This is a genomic window from Butyricicoccus sp. (genome assembly GCF_050872565.1).
Classification (GTDB): Bacteria; Bacillota; Clostridia; order Oscillospirales; family Butyricicoccaceae; genus Butyricicoccus_A.
The window spans coordinates 1-1,939 of sequence record NZ_JBNMHC010000390.1 but is presented as its reverse complement, the minus strand read 5'-3'; the positions used below and the strand labels follow the sequence as shown (position 1 = coordinate 1,939).

The window sequence follows — 1,939 nt, the reverse complement described above, 5'->3', positions numbered from 1 at the left end:
CGGTACAGGATTTCATGGACAATTGCGCCCGTCCGGACGAAAAGCCTGTGATCTCATGCAGCGTTCCGGCACGTATATTGCCGCATTGGATTTGCCGAGCGGATTACAGGCGGACACCGGTATCGCGGCGGAGGGCGCAGTACGAGCAGATTGTACCATTGCGTTTGACTCGTATAAGCAGGTACATATCGCGGAAGCGGCAAAGGCTTTTTGTGGTACCGTTGTTTTGGCAGACATCGGCATACCGGATATTTGTCATCCATAAAGAGAACAAAAGACATCCAGCTCAAAGACGAGCTGGATGTTTTCTTGTATTGGCTTACTGGGCAGCCTTTTTGTAAATCTGATAAATGGCTTCCTTGTCCAAAACCACGAATTGTCCAATCGTTCGCGTGTCCGTATACGTACACTTGTAGGCAAGCTCTCGCAGATCGTCTTCTGACGGCGTGATGCCCATCTCGGAAATGCGTGTCGGCATACCAATCGAATGGAAAAAGGCTTCCATGGCGTCAATACCGCGATTGGCGGTCTCTGTGTCATCGGCATCGGCTTCTACGCCGAGTACACGAACGGCGAACTTGGCGAATCGTGCCGGATTGGCAGGCATAACAGTGCGTGCCCAGCTACTCCATACGGCACACAGACCAGCGCCGTGTGCAATGTCATATTTGCCGCCCAATTCATGTTCCAGCTGATGGCAAGCCCAGTCGCCGCCATCTGTACCGCATCCGGTCAGACCGTTATGGGATAAGCTGCTTGCCCACATCAGACCGGCACGCGCATCATAATCCTGCGGATTGTTCAGGGCAGTCTGCACATCGCGCATCACGGAACGAAGCAGACCCTCTGCCAGCTCATCTGTTAAACCCATCGGATCGCTCTCGGCGGTGAAGTATCGCTCCATCGTGTGCATCATGATGTCAGAAGCACCGCTGGCAGTCTGATATGCTGGAAGGGTATACGTAATGGTCGGATCCATAACAGCAAAACGACAGCGGCAGCATTCGCAGTTCAAACCGCGCTTGAGCCAACCGTCTTCATTTGTGATGACGGAAGAATTGCTCATTTCACTGCCCGCTGCGGCGATGGTCAAAACGGCACCAATCGGTGTACAGGCGGTCGGTACGACTTTCTTGAGATAGTAATCCCAAACATCTCCCGGATTGGCAAGACCATAGCCGATTGCCTTGGAGGAATCAATGACAGAACCGCCGCCGACAGCGAGAATGAAATCAACGCCTTCTTTGCGGCACAGATCAATGCCTTCCCGAACCAAGCTCAGGCGAGGATTTGGCACAACACCGCCCAACATAACGGAAGCGATACCAGCCTTGTCCAAAGACTGTGCGACACGGTCCAGCAGACCGCTGCGCTTGGCACTGCCGCCGCCATAATGAATCAGGACTTTCTTGCAGCCCTGCGCTGCGACAAGTGGACCTACTTTTTCAACAGAATCCTTGCCAAAAACGACATGAGTCGGCGTATTGTACTCAAAATTGCGCATAAAATATTCCTCCTACTTTTGTTTTTCCTCTGTGTATGATGGATACTGTTATCATAGCATATTTGCGAAAAAAAGACAATTGACAGACCTTGCGTTTTCCGTTACGATAAATTGAGATATATTTATCACGAAAGGAGAGAGATGCATATGAGTTGTTCCAAAAGCTGCGGAAAAGATTGCGGAAAAAATCATTGCGGTGCGTGCTGCGGCGGATCGTGCCATTCGCTGACCTTGGTTCCGGCGGAATATGCCTTGCTGCAAGCTCTGGCGGTAACACCGTTTCTTCCGGTCGCTGCCAGCTGGAACTTAAAAACACCGATTTATTTGGAAGATTCCCAATTTTCACAGGAAGAATATAGCTGGGCAGTTCAGGCTTTGGTATTGAAGGGCTTGATCCGTGTTGATTACGACATTCCGTTGGGAAAATTTGATTAT

General features: G+C 50.7%; 3 protein-coding genes. 2 read left to right on the top strand and 1 reads right to left on the bottom strand.

From position 1 onward, the window contains the following. Positions 1-265 (top strand): NAD(P)H-hydrate epimerase (locus ACR0P9_RS11730; RefSeq protein ID WP_432620361.1); only part of this gene is annotated, 265 nt, incomplete at its 5' end. Between the two features lie 54 nt (positions 266-319). Here the strand turns inward: ACR0P9_RS11730 and ACR0P9_RS11725 are convergent. Continuing rightward, positions 320-1,504 carry an iron-containing alcohol dehydrogenase gene (locus tag ACR0P9_RS11725; protein ID WP_432620359.1) on the bottom strand — a complete coding sequence of 395 codons (1,185 nt, stop codon included), beginning with the start codon at positions 1,502-1,504 and terminating at the stop codon, positions 320-322. A 147-nt stretch (positions 1,505-1,651) separates the two neighbouring features. On the opposite strand from ACR0P9_RS11725, the gene ACR0P9_RS11720 reads away from it, so the two are divergent. Beyond that, positions 1,652-1,939: hypothetical protein (locus ACR0P9_RS11720; protein ID WP_432620357.1), on the top strand; the 288-nt coding region annotated here is incomplete at its 3' end.

Bases quoted from the DNA above. Each gene is read 5' to 3' on its own strand.
- ACR0P9_RS11725 (WP_432620359.1), bottom strand. From the start codon at position 1,504: ATGCGCAATTTTGAGTACAATACGCCGACTCATGTCGTTTTTGGCAAG.